We start from the raw sequence: 17134 nt of genomic DNA on the forward strand, positions 1-17134 counted from the left end.
CCGCGAGGGACGCGGCGTCTTGCAAGACAGGGAGCTTCAAAAACGGGTTTTTGAGAACTCAGAGAAAGAGAACAAACTGAACGAAGAAGGCGGCATCTTAAACGAAATTGAGATGCCGACCAACCCCGAGGGTGAATGAAACAGATACATTCGCCACGAAAAACATCAGGGAAAACCCGGTATGCACTTGGGTAGATGGCCGTTTTCCCCAGGGGAAATTCGTCCGGGGAGGTCCGATACATTTAGTTAACAATATGTTCGGATAAACACATACAGGGCGTTCCAAAACGGGGCTTGGGAAGCCCGAAATGGCCGGTTTGCGCGGCCAGTTCGGCACCCTTACTTACGAGCCAGCGACTGCTGGTACGGCCCGGCGTCCAACGCCCCCGCCGGCAAATCCCCCTTCAGCGTCCCGTTGTCCTTGAAGATCTGGAACTCGCGGCCGAGCGTATCCAGATCCGCCGCGTTCAGCGACACCCGGTAATTTTCATCCCACAGGTCCGCGAACACCTGCGCATCCGCCTGCGGCAGATTGCCCGCTTTCTGCACCGCGCTCACCACCTGCGCGGGATTGGCCTGGCCGTATTCCAGCGCCTTGCGCAGTGCCACGATCGCCCGCACAACGGCGTCCGGATTCTTCTGCTGGTACTCCGCGCGGACCAGGCCCACGGCGTTGTAGGGCACGCTGTCGCTTTTGGTCAGCGTCTTCCACTGATCGCCAAACGTGGACAACGTGCGCACCTTCAGATCCTTCAACTGCGCGGTCGTGACATTGCGCAGCGCGGCGGCGTCCACTTCCTTTTGCGCCAGGAACTGCACCAGGCGCGGCTCATTGCCCGGCACCAGCGTGAAATCCTTCTCCTTGATCCCGTGGTTGCCGGCCAGCACGGCGCTGGCGATGGTCGCGGTGGAACTGCCCGCGGGCGACATGCCGATTTTCTTGCCCTTCAGGTCGGCCAGCGTCTTGATCGGCGAATCTTCCAGCACCACGAAGGAAACGTTCGACGGCTGCGTCGCCAGCACGATCTTCACCGGGACGCCATCGGTCGCCAGCGCAAACGCGCCCGCGGCCGGGGATCCGAAGGCCAGGTCGATGGCGTTTGCGGCGATGGCGCGGGTCGGGCCATTGACGTCCGAGAAGTGCACGTACTCCACCTCCAGGCCTTGGTCCTTGAAGAAGGTGCCCGCCTCCAGCACCGCGCCGTAACCCAGCGTCAGCCCGCTGGGCCAGTAGCCGACGCGGATCTTTTCGGCATGCGCGGGCGCCGCGGCCAGGCCGCCGGCCATTACCGCCAAGAGCGCGGCGCGTTTGATCAATTGCAAGGGTTTCATAAGTGCTCCAGGTGTGAGTCCTGCCCGGTCAACGCGCCGGCGGCAGGTGTCGGTAAGTGGAATCGGTGCGGTCCAGCCCACGCAGCAGCGCGTGCCACAGTCGCGGGCTGCTGCGGCCGGCGGCGCGGTCGAAGGTTTCTGCCGCACGCTGGATGGCGTCGCGGTCGGGCACCGCGACGGACTGGCCGCTCGCCTGGATCTGCAACTGCGCACGGCAGGCAAATTCCAGGAAATACATCAGTTCGAACGTCTCGCCGACGGTCGCCCCGCACGTCAGCAGGCCGTGGTTGCGCAGCATCAGCGCCTTGTGCGGCCCCAGGTCGCGCACCAGCCGCGCGCGTTCGTCCAGGTCGACCGCCACGCCTTCGTAGGCGTGATAGCCCATGCGCCCATGAAAGCGCGCCGCGTGCTGGGTATAAGGCAGCAGCCCGCCGCGCAGGGCGGACACCGCCACACCGGCCAGCGTGTGGGTGTGCATGACGCACACCGCGTCCGGCCGGGCCTGATGCACCGCCGAATGGATGACAAAGCCCGCCCGGTTGATGCCAAGCCCGGTCGGGTCATCCAGGATTTCGCCGTCCGCGCCCACCGTCACCAGGTTGTCGGCGCGAATCTCGTCGAACAGCAGGCCGAACGGATTGATCAGGAACTGGTCTTCCGCGCCAGGCACACGCGCAGAGATATGCGTGTAGATGAGATCGGTCATGCCGAACTGCGCCGCCAGCCGATGGCAGGCGGCAAGGTCGATGCGCGTCTGCGCGCGCGCGGCGTCCAACACGTCAGGATCGGGCTTGGGTGTCTGCGCCACCGGCGGCCTCCCAGAAGACGATCTTGCGATGCAGCCAGCGCACCGTCTGCGCGCCGGCTACGCCGAATGCGGCCAGCAGGATCACGCCGGCGAACATCGTGCTGACGTTCAGATTGACCGCGGCCGATCCGATCAGGTAACCCAGCCCGGCCTCCGACGACACCAGCTCGCCCACCACGGTGCCGATCAGCGCGAGCGACACGCCGATCTGCAAGCCGGCAAAAATGTCGCCGGACGCCGCCGGCAGCTTCACGTGCCGGAAGATGTACCAGCGCGACGCCGAGAACGCGCGGCACGCGTCGATCAGGTCCGGGTCCACACGCCGGATGCCGACGATGGTGTTGATGAACAGCGGGAAAAAGCAGATCAGCACCACCAGCACCACCTTGGACGCCAGCCCGAAGCCGAACCACACCAGGATCAGCGGCGCCAATGCCACCTTGGGCGTGGCCTGGATGGCGACCAGCAGCGGATACACAAATTTCTCGAACGTGCGCGATTCCGCCAGCAGCGCGCCCAGCAGCAGCGCCAGCGCGCTGCCGATGGCGTAGCCGATGAGCGTCGCGGCCACGGTATAGCCGATGTGGCGCCAGATCGTGCCGTCCTGGAATACCGACACCAGTGTGCGGAAGACGGCGCCGGGCGTGGTCAGGATGTAGTCGGGCACCTTGAAGTACGTCACGGAAAAATGCCAGGCCAGCAGCACCACGGCCAGCGTGGCCAGCGGGTACAGGACAGCGGTCAGTCGTTGCATGGATTCATCCGATGAAGTGGCGCCGAAGATGATCGGCAGCGGCGGTGAACGCGGGCTCGGCCAGCGTCGCCATCGTTCGCGGGCGCGGGATATCGACCTTGAAGTCCTCGACCACCCTGCCCGGGCGGGCCGACATGACCAGCACGCGGTCCGACAGCATCACGGCTTCGGGAATGCTGTGCGTGATGAACAGCACGGATTTGCGGTCGCGCATCCAGATCCGCTGCAGCTCCAGCGTCAGCGCCTCGCGCGTCATCGCGTCCAGCGCGGCGAATGGTTCGTCCATCAGCAGCAGCCGCGGGTCGCGCTGCAGCATCCGCGCCAGCCCGACCCGCTGCTGCATGCCGCCGGACAGTTCGTTGGGATAGTTGCCGGCAAAGTCGCGCAGCCCCACGAGGTCCAGCAGTTCCCGCGCGCGGCGCTCGGCATCGGCGCCGCGCTCGCCGGCGGTTTCGCTCGGCAGCAAGACGTTGTCCAGCACCGTGCGCCACGGCAGCAGCGTTGGCTTCTGGAAGGCAACGCCGATGTCGCGGCTGGGCCCCTCAACCGGCACGCCGCCGACTTCGACCTGGCCGAGCGTAGGGGTGAGCAGCCCCGCGGCAAGCTTGAGCAGCGTGGACTTGCCGCAGCCCGACGGCCCGAGAATCGTGACGAACTCGCCCTCGCCCACCGCCAGATCCACCTCGCGCAGCGCATCGATGCTGCCGCGCCGCGTCTGGTAGGACACCGACACCGCGCGCGCCTGCAGCAAGGGCGCTGCCGTCATTGGACCGCCTTCGCCTGCGCGCGCACGGCGGCGGCATCGAACGCCGAGAACTTCGGCACGAGCTGGTTGCTGAAGATCTTGTCGACGGGAATGTCGGCGGTGTTGAACTCGCCGGCCTCGTGCATCGCGCCCACGAACGACCGGATCACCCCCAGATCGAATTCGCCCGCCACGCGTTCAGTGCCATCGGGACGGCGCAACGTGCTGTCCATGCGCTTCTTGACCAGCACGATGGCTTCGTCCAGGTTCTTCTGATAGTCGCCATCCTTGGGCTTGGCCTCGGGCTGGTACTTCCAGAACGTCTCGGCGCACAGACGCGGATTGGCGTCGCACGCCAGCACCGCCTTGGTGTAGGCGCGCCCGAAGCGGGCCAGCAGCTCGGGCTGGTCGCGCAGCGTGTCTTCATGCGCGATGAAGCCGTTGCTGTTGATCTTCTGGAAAATCGGCGGATACGGCAGGCGGCGGACCTTGGTGCCGGTCAGCTCAAGCATCGCGGTCCACGAGCTGTTGTAGTTCAGGGCGTCCACCCGGCCCTCCTTCAGCGCCAGAAAGCCGGACCCCAGCACGCCCACCGCCACGATGTCGACATCCTTGCCGGGCACCAGCGATTCCTGCCGCAGCAGCGCACGCGTCGACGGAATGGTGCCCCAGGTCAGCGCGCCGACCCCGATCTTCTTGCCCTTCAGGTCCTTGATCGTCTTGATCGGACCATCGGCCAGCACCGCCAGCTCCAGCTCGTTCGACGGGATGGTGTTGTAGAAGTAGCGCACCGGCAGCGGCGTCTTGCCGGTCTCGTAGCTGGCCAGAACGGGCTCGGGCAGCGGCAGCCCGATGGTGACCTTCTTGGACGCCACCTGGGGCAGCAAGGCGCCTGCGCCCTGGAACACGATCGTCTTGACCTCGATGTTCTCCTGGTCGAAGTAGCCCAGGTCCTTGCCCAGCCCGTATACGCCGCCGCTGGCGACGGTGAGCGGAATGCCCAGGGCCACGGTGACGGTGTCGGCGGCCTGCGCGGCCGGAAAGGCGGCCAGCGCGATGGCGGCCGCGGCTACGCGCGCCAGGGTGTGTGCGGGTTTGGTCATTGCAGTGTTCCGTTGGTGTGTGTTCGTATTCAGGTCGTGCTGGTGCGTGTTCATGCAGATCGGTACGGTGCGCGCCAAGGCGCACCACTGCGCATCAGGCCGCCGAGGCCTCGGGTTCGGTCGACGCCTCACGCGCCCGCTGCTTGAGCAGGTTGCGGTCGACCTTGTTGGTGGAAGCCAGCGGCAAGGCGTCCAGAAACCAGACGCGGCGCGGATGCTGGTAGGCCGGCGCGTGCGTCAGCACGTGCTGCTTGACGGCGTCTTCGGTCAGCACGCCGGGCGCGGCGGGCACAACGAACGCCACCGGCTTGTGGCCCTTGATGTCGTCCGGCACCGGCACGACGCAGGCCTGCTGCACGCCGGGCAGCGTCTCCAGCACTTTCTCGACCTCGCCGGGAAAGATGTTTTCGCCGCCGGACACGAACATGTCGTCGTCGCGGCCCACGAAGTAATAGAAGCCCTGCGCGTCGCGGCGCAGCACGTCGCCCGTGACGTAATAGCCGTCGGCGGTGATGGCCGCGCGGATGTCGGGGCGGTTGTGATAGCCCAGCATGATGCCGGGGCTCTTGACGTGCAGCACGCCCTGGTCGCTCTCGTGGCCCGCGGCGTCCACCAGCCTAACCTGCACCTGCGGATGCGCATGGCCGATCGACATGTCAGGCTGCGGCAGCCCTGCCGGATGGGGGCCGAACGTGACGGGGCCGGCCTCGGTGGTGCCGTACGAATTGATCACGCGAGCCTGGGGCAGCGCACGGCGGATGGCGGCCTGCAAGGCTTCGCTGACGGGCGCCGAGCCCATGCGCACGACCTCCACGCTGCTCAGGTCGGCGCGGGCAAGCAGATCCTCTTCGCGCAGCACCATCGCCATCATCGGCGGCACGGACGTGAGCCAGGTGGGGCGATAACGCGCGATGGCCTCGATGTAGGGCCGCGGCTTGAACTGCGGCAGCAGCACGATGGTCGCCTGCCCGGCCAGCGCAAGCTGGCACAGCGCCAGCGCGTTCATGTGATACATCGGCGCGGCGATCAGATAGCGCTGCCCGGCCAGGCTTTGGCCGGCGAGCCGCGTGCGCACCACCCACAGATGGCTGCGGTGCGACAGCACCACACCCTTGGGCTTGCCGGTGGATCCGGACGTGTACAGGAAGAACGCGGCTTCGTGCGGCGCCGGCGTCACGGCCTCGAACGGACCCGGGTCGAGCAAGGCGTCCAGCCCGGCCTCGCCCGGCGCGCCGAACTCCACGACGGGCAGATCCGACGGTGTCTGCGCGCGCCGCGCGGCATCGCAGAAGACCAGCCGCGCGCCGCTGTCCTGGATGACGAAGTCCGACAAGGCGCGCGGAAACTTGTAGTTCACCGGCACGACAACCAGGCCCGCCCGCTGCGCGCCCAGCAGCACGGCCAGGAACTGCGCGCTGTTGGCGGCCAGCACCGCGACGCGATCGCCGCGTTGCAGCCCGCGGCGCAGCAGCCCGCGCGCGACGGCATTGCACAGACCATCAAGCTCCCCGACCGTCAGGCGCGTCTCGTTCTGCGCATCGTCCAGCGCGATCACCGCCACATCGTCGGGCTTGGCGCCCGGCGGCGTGAGCCCGCCCAGGTTGTAGGCATGAAAGCCGGGATCAGTGCTCATAGACGAAGTCCAGTAAGGTGTTCAAGCCCGGCAAAGCCACGGCCAGGCCGCTCAATCCATCGCGTTGCCAGGGCCGCGCGCGCAGGTCGTCGCCCAGCGCGGCGACGTGCCGTTCCAGCGCATCGGGATTGCCAGCGCGCAAGGCGATGGCGCCGAAGAAGCTGTCGCGGCCCAGCGCATCGCACGCAAGATCGCCGTAGCGCTGGGCATAGGCGTCGGCATCCAGCAGATCGACCGAAAAGCCGGGGCTGGGGATCGAAAAGCCGCGCCCGTCCAGATGGACCTGGCCGAACGCCGCCTGCGCGTACGCCTGCGCATCGGCCTGCGGGTGTGCGGACACCAGCGTCAGGCCCGCGAGGCCACGCACGCCATTGGCGTGCGACTGCCATTCAGGACGCCACACCAGTTCCGGCGTCAGGTGCTGGCAGTAATAGACGCGGCCGGCCTCGAAGGCGCCGGGCTGGTAGCGCACGGTGCGGAAGCTGGCTTCGTGCTGCACGCCGTCCAGTTCAAGCGGACGGGTGAAGGCATGCAGCGGCGCCACCGCCGCGCCGGCGCGCGTCAGCGCGGCATGCACGGCGTCGGCCGAGGCCGGCTTGTAGACCAGCCCGTCGATGCCCGCGGGGTTGTCCAGGATCTCCTGGCGCAAGGTGCCACCGTCGGTCGGCAGGCCGATCAGCTCCAGGTAATCGTCCTGGAACACCATCAGATGATTCACCGACCCGAACGCGTGGCGGCCTTGCGGCGTCAGCGTGAACCCCAGCGCCGCGAACAGGCGCGCGGCCGCATCGGTGCCAAAGCGCGTATTGATCACCAGGTGATCGAGCGGCAGAGCGCTGTTCATGCCCCTCTCCCCTCAGCCCTTGGGCGGCGCGGTCAGATACACGCCGCGCCCGCTGGCCAGCAGCGCGCCTTGGGCGTCCTCGATGCGCGCTTCAGCCACCGACAACTGCTTGCCGGCCTTGACGACCTTGCCACGGATGGTGAGGTCGCCCTGGATCGCCGGCCGGTGATAGTCGACCCGCAGGTCCACCGTCGGCACGCCACGGCCCGTGTGGGAGACGAGCGCCCAGTCCGCGGTCAGGTCGATCAGCGCGGCCAGAATGCCGCCGTGCGTGTAGGGGTTGTCGGGGTTGACCGACCATTCCTCGCGCCACGTGGCCTGCAGCACAATCTCGCCGTCGCCGACCGACAGCACTTTCAGGCCAAGCCATTGGTGATAGGGACTGCGCAGGAGACGCGCCTGGATATCGGCCGCGGCGGGCAGGTTCTGTTCAGACATGTTCAAAGGTTCCGATTGGGATTCAGGGAGCGACGATGATCTTGCCGATGACCTTGCGGTCGCGGATGGCGGCCAGGCCTTCGGCCGCTTCTTCAAGCGGCACCACGCGGTCGATCAGCGGCGCGATCTCGCCGCGGTCGACCTGGTCCAGCAGCGCAAGCAGGTTCTCGTCGTAGAAGCTGTTGGAACCCTTGACGGTCAGTTCAAAGCTCCAGATGTAGCGCAGGTCTTCCTTGGGGTCGTAGCCCGCGGTGGCCCCGCACGTCAGCAGGATCCCGCCTCGACGGATGCAACGCAGCGACGGCACCCAGGTGTCGCCGCCCGTGAAGTTCACCACCACGTCCACCCCGCCTTCCGTGCCGCGGCGCTGCGGCTTGCCATACTGCTGGATCGCCCATTTGGAGAAGTCAGTCTCGCGGTAGTCGACAACGTGGTCCGCGCCGATCTCTCGCAAACGCGCCAGCTTGTCCGCGCCGCTGGCGCATGCAATCACCTCGGCGCCCAGGCGCTTGGCCAGGATGACGCTGGCCGTGCCGACGCCGCCGCTGGCGCCCAGGATCAACACCTTGTCGCCGGCCTGCACGGTGCGGTGCGTGACGAGCATCCGGTGGGCGGTGCCATAGGCCACCGGCAAGGCGGCCGCCTGTTCATACGTGACGTTGGCCGGCAACGGCAGAAGCTGCGCCGCCGACACCAGGCAGTACTGCGCCATGCCGCCGTCCAGCATTTCGCCCATCAGGCCCTTCTCGCGATTCAGCGGATTGACCAGCACGCGGTCGCCCGCCTTCCAGCCTTCGACGTCCGCGCCGACCTCGGCGATGTCGCCGGCCAGATCCAGGCCGATGATCACCGGCAGCGGCACCTTGATGCCGGGCATGCCCTGCACCGTGAAGACATCGTGGTAGTTGAAGGACGAGGCGCGCACGCGCACCACGACGTGGCCGGGAGTCGCCTGGGGCACAGGCTTGTCATGGACGACCGACAGTTGGTCCAGGCCGCCGTGCGCGTTGAGCACGAGCGCCTTCATGGTTTGGGACATGTGATTGGATCCGTGAGGGGAAAAAAAGCGGGAAGAAGATCAGTCCGCCGCGGCGCGGCGCCAGCGGAACAGGTGCGTCTCAAGCGGCTTGAGCACGCAGAACTCGATCAGCACCATCAGGCCGACCAGCGTGATCGTCCATGCAAACACCTGATCGGTCTGCACGAGGTCGGCCGCCTGCCGCAGCCTGTAGCCCACGCCGTTGGACGCGCCGATGGTTTCGGCCACCAGCGACACCCGCCAGCCGAAGCCGAACGCCAGGCGCGCGCCTGAAAAGAAGTCGGGCAGGATGGAGGGCAGATAGATCGTGCGCAGGATGCGCAGCGGCGGCATGCGGAAGCTGCGCGCCAGCTCGACCAGGTCGGCGCGCACCGAGCGGGCGCCCTGCCAGACGTTGGTCAGGATCAGCGGCAGCGCGGTCATGAACACCACGAAGATGGTCGTGGCGTTGGAGATGCCGAACCAGATGATGGCGAAGATGGCCCAGATGGCCGAGGAAATTGTGTTGGTGACGGCCAGCACGGGTTCAAAGAACTCGCCCAGCTTGCGGCGGCTGCCGAACAGCAGCCCCAGCGCCGTGCCCGCCACGGCGGCCAACGAGAAGCCCGCGATGACCCGCCAGAAAGTCACGCCCAGGTCGCGCCAGAACGTATCGCTGGAAACCAACCGTCCCAGCGCGTCGGCCACGCGTGCCGGACCCGGCAGGATGTACGCGGGCACGCCGCGCGCGGCGAACGCCCATGCGGCCAGCAGCAGCGCCACCAGCAAGAGGCGCCGGCCCGCATTGCCGCCCAGGACACGCCATGCCGACACGCGGACGGCCGAAATCGAAGTCTGGTTCATGACGCTACACCCGCACGCGCAACTGACGGATCAGCTCGGCGACCTCGGGTTGAGACGGCGCGCGCGGCCTGGTCAGCGTCACGGGCGCGATCTCGCGGATGCGACCGGGCCGCGGCCGCAGAATTACCACCTGATCGGCCAGCACCACCGCTTCCTCGACGTCATGCGTCACAAACACCACGGTCATGCCGCGGCTTGCCTGGATGTCCAGCAGCTCGGCGTGCATCTGCGCGCGGGTGCCGGGGTCCAGCTTGGAGAACGGTTCATCCAGCAGCAGAATGCGCGGCTCGTTCACCAGACTGCGCGCCAGGGCCACGCGGCTGCGCATGCCGCCGGACAACTCATGCGGGTAGGCCGACGCAAAACCGGCAAGCCCCACTGATTCCAGCGCGGCCAGCGCCCGCGCCTGGCGTTCGGCGCGTGGCAAGCGCGTGGCCTCCAGGCCGAAGCAGACGTTGTCCCGCGCGGTGCGCCACGGCAGCAGCCGGTCGTCCTGGAACAGATAGCCCACCGCGCGCCAGTCGGTGTACGCCGCCGTGCTGGCGCCTTCCACCAGGATGTTGCCCTCGTCAGGATGCGCGAGACCCGCAATCAGATTGAGCAGCGTGCTCTTGCCGCAGCCTGACGCACCTAGTATGGCGACCACCTGGCCATGCGGTATGTCCAGGTCGATGCCCTCGAGCACCTGCAGCGGCGAGTCGTTGCGGCGCGCAAAGCGCTTGGACACCTTACGCAGCGAGATGGCGGCGGACGCGGGCTGGCGGTCGGGAGATATGCGATGGACGTGATGGATGGCGGACAGATCGGTCATGAAAGGCACGGTTGATGACGATGCCTTGCACGCCGGGCTTGGGGCGAAACGACATCATGCTTCGCAGCTTATGCGTCATGCACATGCATGGGAACGAACGATTTCCCATCTGCAAATGGCGTGCAGTCCTTAGGTGAAAACCGGCTATCGGCATGCGGAAATCTTCGTAGCCAGCGGAATGTTGCGCACCTATGTTCAGGGGCTTTCACGCCCCAATTGGATACTCGAAGCATGCCAGCCCGTCTTGCCGTCACCCCCGCCGCCGCGTTGATCGACGTACCCCGCGTCTTCTCGCTGGAAGGCTTTCATCCGCATTCCGCCGTGACCCTGACGCTGACTTCGCGACAGCCTGATGGCGAGGTCTGGCGCAGCCGCAACACCTACCTCGCCGATGCGAAGGGGACGGTCGACGTGTCCGGGCAGGCGCCCGTATCCGGCGGCTACCGCATCGCCGACGGCCAGGGTCCGATCTGGTCGCAGTCCCCGGCGCATGCCGGCGATGCTGGCGACACCGAGGACCTGCCCGCTCCCGAGGGCGCGGACGGCGTCATCCATGTACGCGCCTCGGCCAGCGACACGCACGGCAATCACGCGTCCGCCCGTTTCGAACAGCGCCACGTCGACAGCGGCGTCACGCGGCAGCCCTTGAACGAGGACGGACTGGTGGGCGTGCTGTATACCCCCGCCGGTCCCGGCCGCATCCGGCCATCGTGGTGTTGAACGGATCGGGCGGCGGCATCAACGAAGCACGGGCCGCGCTCTTTGCGTCGCGCGGTTATGCCGCGCTGGCGCTGGGCTACTTCGGCGCGCCCGGCTTGCCTGACTACCTTTCCGAAATTCCGCTGGAATACTTCGAGCGCGCGCTGCAATGGCTGCGCGCGACGGTCAGGCCTGTTGAAAACTTCATCGCCGTCAGTGGCCATTCGCGCGGCGGCGAACTGGCGCTGCTGCTGGGCAGCCTGTATCCGCAGGCCGTATCGGCGGTGATCGCCTACGTACCCAGCTCGGTCGTACATGGCGTGTTGAACGCGGGCAAGCCGGGCACGGGCCGCTTCGGTCCCGCCTGGACGCAGGCGGGCCAACCGCTGGCGCACGTCTGGGAGAACAACGCCGCGCAGGATTGGGGCCTCGTCGACAGCCTGCCCGAGCCCCGCCGCCAGGCGCAGGCGTTCGTGAACGCCCAGCAGGATGCGGCCGCCGTCGCGCGCGCCCGCATTCCGGTGGAACGGATAGCGGGTCCGGTCCTGGTGCTGTCCGCGGGCGACGACGGCTATTGGCCATCGACCCGGTACGCCGCCGACGTGGCACAAACCCTGCAAGCGGCCGGCCATCCGCACGCCGTGGCGCACCTGGACTATCCAGACGCCGGGCACGCCCTGCAGGCGCCCGGTGTGCCCACCACCGAGATTTCGCGCGCGCATGCGGTGTCCGGCATCGTGTTGACCGGCGGCGGCGACGCGGCCGCCAACGCGCGCGCCAACGCGGACTCGTGGGCGGCGGTGCAGCGCTTTCTGGCGGCCGCGGTCGCTGAACGCACCGCAGCCACCGCATGAGCGCGCAGCAGTCGCCCGGCGCGGGCGCACTGGCGGGCGTGACCGTCATTGAATTGGAAGGCATCGGTCCGGCGCCGATGGCGGCGATGCTGCTGGCCGACATGGGCGCGACGGTCCTGCGCATCCAGCGTCGGGATCCCGTCGAGCAAGGCATCCAGCGCGAACCGCGCTTCAACCTGCTGCTGCGAAACCGCACGTCGATTGAACTGGACCTCAAGCGGCCGGAATCCGCGGCGCTGGTCCTGGACCTCGTGGAAAGCGCCGACGCCCTCATCGAAGGCTTCCGTCCCGGCGTGATGGAACGGCTGGGCTTGGGGCCGGACGCGTGCCTCGCGCGCAATCCACGCCTGGTCTATGGCCGGGTCACGGGCTGGGGACAGTCCGGGCCGCTCGCCCAGTCGGCGGGACACGACATCAACTACCTGGGTATCACCGGCGCCCTTGACGCGATCGGCCGGCAGGGCCAGCCGCCCACGCCGCCGCTGGCGCTCCTTGGCGACTTCGCGGGCGGCGGGTTGTATCTGGCGCTGGGCATCCTGGCCGCGCTGATCGAACGCGCGCGCAGCGGTCTGGGACAAGTCGTGGACGCGGCCATGGTCGACGGCGTGGCGTCCCTGTCCACCGCTTTTCACGGGCTGGCTGCGGCGGGCATGTGGCGGGCCGAACGCGGCACCAACCTGATCGACTCGGGCGCGCCCTTCTACGACGTGTACGCCTGCCGTGATGGCCGCTATGTTTCCATTGGCCCGTTGGAGGCCAAGTTCTTCAAGCAACTACTGACGCTGTTGGAACTGCCGCCGGAGCTGGCCGGTTGGCAATCCGACCGCGCCCGCTGGCCGGCGCTGCGCGAGCAGCTGGCGCAAGCCTTTGCCGCCCGCTCGCGCGACGAATGGACCGCGCGGCTGGAAGGAACCGATGCGTGCTTTGCGCCGGTGCTGAATTTTGACGAAGCCCCGAATCACCCGCACTTGCGCGCGCGCGGCACGTTTATCGAGGTTGACGGCATTGCCCAACCTGCGCCCGCGCCGCGCTTGAGCCGCAGCAAGGCGCCGCCGATCGCGCCGGTCGCGGCGCCATTGCGCAGCACGTCGGCGCTGGCTGCGCTGGGCCGCTGGCTGCCGCCCGCCGCGCTTGAGCGCGCGCAGGCGCACGGCTTGCTCGACTAGACCCTCAGCTACCCGCGGTGGCGTGGGCCGGCGCGAAGAAGTAATCCTTCCAGCTGTCGGCCTGCCCTTGCAGCACGCCGATCTCGCGCAGCTTGTCGGCATACACCTTGGTCTGCTGCGGCGTGATCGTGAACTGGTTTTCGGGATCGTCCAGGATCTTCTTCACAAAATCGACCGGGAGCTTGGAATTCTGCTGGCGGATGAAGATCGAGGCGGCCTCGTCCTTATGGCCGGGAATCCACGCCGCAGCCTCCGCCAGCGCAGCGTAGAACGCCTGATAGGTCTTGGGATTGGCGTCGTGGAATTTCTGGGTGGTGTACAGCACGTTGAACGTCGCGGGTCCGCCCAGGATGTCGTACGAACTGATCACCTTGTGCACCGCCGGATTGCGCTCCAGCGCCTGGTAGTAGAACGGCGCGCTGGAAAAATGCGCGTTCACTTCCAGGCCGCCGGAGATCAGTGCGGTGGTCGCATCCGGATGCGGCAGGCTGATGGAAATATCGTCGAAGCGCTTGAAGTTGTCCTTGCCATAACGCTTGGCGGCTTCGATCTGCAGGGTGCGCGACTGGAATCCGACGCCAGCGGCCGGCACCGCGATGCGATCCTTGGCGCCAAAGTCATCCAGCGTCTTCACTGCCGGATTGTTGCTCAGCAGATAGTTGGGCAACGACCCCAGCGCCGCCACCAGCTTCACGTTCTGCTTGCCGCGCGTGCGATCCCACAGCACCAGCGCAGGCGGCACGCCGGCCGACACCATGTCCAGCGCGCCGGCCAGCAGCGCCTCGTTCATGGCCGACGCACCGGAAATCTGCGCCCATTCCACCTTGATATCCACGCCGGCCTGCTTGCCGTGCTTCTCGATCAGCTTCTGGTCTTTGACCACATCAAGGATCAGATACGCGATACCGAACTGCTGCGCCACGCGCAATGTGCCTTCGGCATGCGCCGGTGCAGCTGCCGCGACTAGCGTTGCGAAGGCCAGCGCCGAGGTCGCTGCAAAGCGCCGCAGGGGAAAGGGATTGATGGACATGAGGTCGCGGGCTCCTTGGGCCGGTGGGTTCGCCACGCCGCGTCATTCGCGATGTAGGGTGGCGACGCAGGGTTGCAACGTAGGTTGACCGGCGATCCTAGCAACGCGCGCGCGGCGGAGAAACGAACTATTTCTGCTATCCAAATAGCGTCGATGGCAGGCCGCTCAGCGCAGCCGCAATGCCCACGCCGAACGCGCCAGCGCAGCCGAAGGAAACAAGCATATGTCCAGATATTCTTTGTCGGCGCAGCCTTCGCTCCGTAGCATGACCCCAAGCTATTTCACATGCATATCGGGGTTTGGAATCATGAGTTCGTACAAGAAGCTGCCTTCCATCGACGCCGCGCGCCGGCGTTTGCTGTTCCATATCGGCTCGGTGGCGGCCGCTGGCGCGCTGCCCTGCGTGACATTCGCCCAATCCCGCGAGCAGGCCACGCTGGCCTCCGGCAGCGCGGGCTACACGTGGGCCTTGCCGTTCGTCGCCGAAAGCGCGGGCTACTGGAAGGCGCGCAACGTGGATCTGAAGGTGCTGGATTTTCCGACCGGACGGGACTCGATGCAGGCCCTGCTGGCCGGCTCGGCCAACTTCTCCACCACCACGGATACGCCGCTGGTCTTTGCCGTGTTGCAGGGCCTGAAGCCCGGCATCCTGGCCAATTTCAGCCGCTACTCGTACGACATGAAGATCGTTGCGCGCGAAGGCAGCGGCATCGCCGCCGACAAGCCCGCCAGCCTGAAGGGCAAGAAGATCGGCACGCCCGCCGGCACGTCGGGCCAGTATGCACTGGCCAAATATCTGGAATTCGCAAAGCTGTCCGCCAGCGACATCACGCAGGTGAACCTGGCGCCCACCGATCTCATCGGCGCGCTGGTGCGCGGCGACATCGACGCGTTTTCCTGGACCGCGCAGGCGGGCAACGCCGCGCTGCGCCAAAGCGGCGGCAAGGCGTTCTTCCTGACGCAGGACGGCTACGAGAAATTCTTCCGCAGCCACCAGTTGCTGCTGGTCAACCAGAACACGCTGGATACGCGCCAGGCGCTGATCAAGGACGCCATCGGCGCGCTGCTCGATGCCGAAAAGCGCATTGCGCAGGATCCGGCGTGGCCAGATCTGATCGCCACGCGCATCCGCAGCACGCCCGCGGAGGTCAAGCAGGCCACCTCGGTGTTCGAGTTCAAGGTGGGATTCGACGACAGCTTCGTGGACGATCTGGTGAGCCAGGCCAAGTGGGCCATCGACGCCAAGCTGGCGCCCGCACCCGCCGGCGACCTGCGCGCGCTGTTCCGCGCCGCGATCAAGGACGCGCCGCTGTCGGCCGCCGCGCCCGACCGCGTCAAACTGGCCTGACGGCATGGGCGCCCTGATCGAATTCCAGCGCGTGTCGCAGTTCTTTGCCACGCGCGGCAACGCGCCCGCGCAGGCGCTGCACGAGGTGTCGCTGGACCTGGCTGCCGGCGAATTCACGTGTCTGATCGGCCCGTCGGGTTGCGGCAAGACGACATTGCTGCACCTGCTGGCAGGCTTTCTGCAGCCTACCGACGGCGCGGTCCGATTTCATGGCAATCAGGTGGAGCGCCCCGGTCCCGAACGCGGCGTGGTGTTCCAGGAATATGCGCTCTTCCCGTGGATGACGGCCAGGCAGAACGTGGAATTCGGCCTGCGCGCGCAATCGGTCGCCGCACCGCAACGCCGTCATCGCGCGCTGGCGGCGCTGGAGCGCGTGGGTTTGGCTGCGTCCGCAGACCGCTATCCGCACGAGTTGTCCGGCGGCATGCGCCAGCGCATCGCCGTGGCGCGGTCCCTGGTCGTCGAACCGAAGGTTCTGCTGATGGACGAGCCGTTTGCGGCCGTGGATGCCATGACCCGCGCCGCGCTGCAAAAGGACCTGCTGCGGCTGTGGCAGGAGACCGGCGTATCGGTCGTGTTCGTCACCCACAACATCGACGAGGCGATCTTCCTGGCGCAGCGCGTCGTCGTGATGGCCCCGCACCCCGGGACCATCAGCGACGACATCCGCATTGGCCTGGACTACCCGCGGCAGCGCGGATCCCTTGAATTCGCCCAACACTACAACCGGATCGAGGCCGCGCTGGCGGCCGGCGCCCAAAGGCAGGCGGCATGAACTCATTGACCCTGCGCCGCGAGTCCGTGGCCGAAACGCCCCCCGATATTCCCGTCCGAGCCGATCACGCGGCCAGCGGCGATGCGCCGCCCGCGCGTGCGGGACTGGCCGACCGCTTCCAACTGGCGCACGCACATGCGGAACGCGTCCGGCGCCGCCGGCGGCTGCTGCTCAACCTGGCCGGCATCGCGCTGTTCCTGCTGGGATGGGAAGCCATTCCTCACGTGTTCTCGTGGATGAACCCGGCGCTCTTTCCGCCGCCGTCACGCGTGTTGCAGGCCGCGCTGCCGCTGATCGAATCGGGCGAACTGGCGGGCCACATCACAGCCAGCCTCACGCGGGCCGCGGCAGGATTCAGCATCGCGCTGATCCTCGGCATCACCGCCGGCATCCTGACGGCGCGGATCGCGTTTCTACACCATCTGAGCGAACCCGTGCTGCATGGCTTTCGCTCAGTGCCGTCGCTGGCGGTCGTTCCGCTGGCGGTGCTGTGGTTCGGCATCGGCGAGCTGCCGAAGATCGCGCTGATCGCCTGGGGTGCGTTCTTTCCCATCTGGATCACCACCTTCATCGGCGTGCGCGACACCAACATCGTCTACCTGCGGTCCGCGGCGGCGTTGGGCGCGGGCAGGCTGCGTACGCTCTTTCTCGTCATCCTGCCCGCCGCCCTGCCCTTCATCCTGGCTGGCGTGCGGCAGGCCATTGCCGTGTCGCTGATCGTGCTGGTAGCGGCCGAGCTATCGGGTTCGACCCGTGGCATCGCCTACATGATGTCGCTGGGCCATCAGCTCTTTCAGGTGGAGATCATGTTCATTGGCCTGGTGCTGCTGGGCACGTTCGGCTTCCTGGCGGATCGACTGTTCGTGTGGGCGGCGCGGCGGCTCTTTCCCTGGTATCAAAGCGCCTCCTGAC

The 17134-nt window shown here is 67.1% G+C and carries 18 protein-coding genes; 6 read left to right on the plus strand and 12 right to left on the minus strand.

The window, feature by feature from the left end:
* Positions 1 to 339: 339 nt before the first annotated feature.
* The 11 genes from B2W22_RS25165 to B2W22_RS25215 form a co-directional block, all read right to left on the minus strand.
* On the minus strand, positions 340 to 1332 hold the full coding sequence (locus B2W22_RS25165; protein WP_286940007.1) for an ABC transporter substrate-binding protein: 993 nt from the start codon (positions 1330 to 1332) through the stop codon (positions 340 to 342).
* Positions 1333 to 1360: 28 nt separating this feature from the next.
* A complete protein-coding gene (locus B2W22_RS25170; RefSeq protein ID WP_254595050.1) occupies positions 1361 to 2140 on the minus strand; it encodes a class II aldolase/adducin family protein in 780 nt (259 codons plus the stop codon).
* The gene (locus B2W22_RS25175; protein ID WP_175125227.1) at positions 2112 to 2894 is read right to left on the minus strand and encodes an ABC transporter permease; all 783 of its coding nucleotides are present in this window, start codon (positions 2892 to 2894) and stop codon (positions 2112 to 2114) included. Before B2W22_RS25175 ends, B2W22_RS25170 begins: the two co-directional genes overlap by 29 nt.
* Before the next feature lie 4 nt (positions 2895 to 2898).
* Positions 2899 to 3660: an ABC transporter ATP-binding protein gene (locus B2W22_RS25180; RefSeq protein ID WP_286940008.1), complete on the minus strand. Its 762-nt coding sequence runs from the start codon at positions 3658 to 3660 to the stop codon at positions 2899 to 2901.
* Positions 3657 to 4742 (minus strand): ABC transporter substrate-binding protein, encoded by a 1086-nt coding sequence (locus B2W22_RS25185; RefSeq protein ID WP_286940010.1) that lies wholly within the window; start codon positions 4740 to 4742, stop codon positions 3657 to 3659. The genes B2W22_RS25180 and B2W22_RS25185 overlap by 4 nt, the downstream gene beginning before the upstream one ends.
* A 94-nt stretch (positions 4743 to 4836) precedes the next feature.
* Positions 4837 to 6375, minus strand: a complete 1539-nt coding sequence (locus B2W22_RS25190) for a class I adenylate-forming enzyme family protein (protein ID WP_286940012.1) — start codon at positions 6373 to 6375, stop codon at positions 4837 to 4839.
* Positions 6365 to 7219 carry a VOC family protein gene (locus B2W22_RS25195; RefSeq protein ID WP_175125223.1) on the minus strand — a complete coding sequence of 285 codons (855 nt, stop codon included), beginning with the start codon at positions 7217 to 7219 and terminating at the stop codon, positions 6365 to 6367. The genes B2W22_RS25190 and B2W22_RS25195 overlap by 11 nt, the downstream gene beginning before the upstream one ends.
* Before the next feature lie 12 nt (positions 7220 to 7231).
* Entirely contained in the window at positions 7232 to 7657 is a 426-nt protein-coding gene (locus B2W22_RS25200) for a PaaI family thioesterase (protein WP_175125222.1), read from the minus strand.
* A 22-nt stretch (positions 7658 to 7679) separates the two neighbouring features.
* A complete protein-coding gene (locus tag B2W22_RS25205) occupies positions 7680 to 8684 on the minus strand; it encodes a zinc-binding dehydrogenase (protein WP_217467867.1) in 1005 nt (334 codons plus the stop codon).
* Between the two features lie 51 nt (positions 8685 to 8735).
* Positions 8736 to 9539 (minus strand): ABC transporter permease, encoded by an 804-nt coding sequence (locus B2W22_RS25210; protein WP_175125220.1) that lies wholly within the window; start codon positions 9537 to 9539, stop codon positions 8736 to 8738.
* Between the two features lie 4 nt (positions 9540 to 9543).
* Positions 9544 to 10350, minus strand: a complete 807-nt coding sequence (locus tag B2W22_RS25215) for an ABC transporter ATP-binding protein (protein WP_175125219.1) — start codon at positions 10348 to 10350, stop codon at positions 9544 to 9546.
* A gap of 231 nt (positions 10351 to 10581) precedes the next feature.
* On the opposite strand from B2W22_RS25215, the gene B2W22_RS28480 reads away from it, so the two are divergent.
* Genes B2W22_RS28480 through B2W22_RS25225 form a run of 3 tightly spaced genes read left to right on the plus strand, consistent with a single transcriptional unit; the run spans position 10582 to position 13069 of the window.
* Positions 10582 to 11070, plus strand: coding sequence for an acyl-CoA thioesterase/BAAT N-terminal domain-containing protein (locus tag B2W22_RS28480; protein WP_349679473.1), 489 nt, complete (start codon positions 10582 to 10584; stop codon positions 11068 to 11070).
* Positions 11061 to 11903 carry an acyl-CoA thioester hydrolase/BAAT C-terminal domain-containing protein gene (locus B2W22_RS28485; protein ID WP_349679474.1) on the plus strand — a complete coding sequence of 281 codons (843 nt, stop codon included), beginning with the start codon at positions 11061 to 11063 and terminating at the stop codon, positions 11901 to 11903. The genes B2W22_RS28480 and B2W22_RS28485 overlap by 10 nt, the downstream gene beginning before the upstream one ends.
* The gene (locus tag B2W22_RS25225) at positions 11900 to 13069 is read left to right on the plus strand and encodes a CaiB/BaiF CoA transferase family protein (protein WP_286940013.1); all 1170 of its coding nucleotides are present in this window, start codon (positions 11900 to 11902) and stop codon (positions 13067 to 13069) included. Before B2W22_RS28485 ends, B2W22_RS25225 begins: the two co-directional genes overlap by 4 nt.
* A gap of 4 nt (positions 13070 to 13073) precedes the next feature.
* On the opposite strand, the gene B2W22_RS25230 is transcribed toward B2W22_RS25225, so the two are convergent.
* Positions 13074 to 14099, minus strand: coding sequence for an ABC transporter substrate-binding protein (locus B2W22_RS25230; RefSeq protein ID WP_286940015.1), 1026 nt, complete (start codon positions 14097 to 14099; stop codon positions 13074 to 13076).
* A gap of 307 nt (positions 14100 to 14406) precedes the next feature.
* Here B2W22_RS25230 and B2W22_RS25235 point away from each other — a divergent pair, with 307 nt between their 5' ends.
* The 3 genes from B2W22_RS25235 to B2W22_RS25245 are packed head-to-tail and all read left to right on the plus strand — an operon-like array spanning position 14407 to position 17133.
* The gene (locus tag B2W22_RS25235; protein WP_286940016.1) at positions 14407 to 15447 is read left to right on the plus strand and encodes an ABC transporter substrate-binding protein; all 1041 of its coding nucleotides are present in this window, start codon (positions 14407 to 14409) and stop codon (positions 15445 to 15447) included.
* Between the two features lie 4 nt (positions 15448 to 15451).
* Positions 15452 to 16222, plus strand: coding sequence for an ABC transporter ATP-binding protein (locus B2W22_RS25240; protein WP_175125216.1), 771 nt, complete (start codon positions 15452 to 15454; stop codon positions 16220 to 16222).
* Positions 16219 to 17133, plus strand: coding sequence for an ABC transporter permease (locus B2W22_RS25245; protein ID WP_286940018.1), 915 nt, complete (start codon positions 16219 to 16221; stop codon positions 17131 to 17133). The genes B2W22_RS25240 and B2W22_RS25245 overlap by 4 nt, the downstream gene beginning before the upstream one ends.
* The last annotated feature ends 1 nt before the right edge of the window (position 17134 follow it).

This window comes from Achromobacter sp. UBA4530 (genome assembly GCF_002388205.1).
GTDB lineage: Bacteria > Pseudomonadota > Gammaproteobacteria > Burkholderiales > Burkholderiaceae_B > Achromobacter > Achromobacter animicus.